This is a genomic window from Cognatundibacterium luofuense (assembly GCF_018139685.1).
GTDB classification, from domain to species: Bacteria; Pseudomonadota; Gammaproteobacteria; order Burkholderiales; family Burkholderiaceae_D; genus Undibacterium; species Undibacterium luofuense.
On the sequence record NZ_JAGSPN010000560.1, the window covers coordinates 1 to 295 of the forward strand.

The following is a 295-nucleotide window of genomic DNA, read 5'->3' on the forward strand; positions in this document are numbered from 1 at the left end:
GTGAAATTCCCCATGTTTGCGAAAACCGTAGTCAGCGGTAAGGATATGAATCCCTTCTATGCTGAACTGGTCAAAGCCACCGGCACCACACCGAAGTGGAATTTCTATAAATACCTGATCGACCGCAAAGGCAATGTGGTCGCGGCTTACTCCAGCATGACGACACCGGATGATAAAAAACTGGTGGCCGATATTGAGAAAGCGCTGGCGCAATAATTCTCTACATGCAAGCTATATGCGCGCCAGAGGCTGAAAACCCTGCAAAACCCTGCAAAAAAAAATGAACCCTGCTACG

The 295-nt window shown here is 48.1% G+C and carries 1 pseudogene; it reads left to right on the forward strand.

The annotated features are described in order from the left end of the window. Positions 1-216, forward strand: a pseudogene (locus KDM89_RS21640) (glutathione peroxidase); the annotation flags it as partial. Positions 217-295 lie beyond the last annotated feature (79 nt).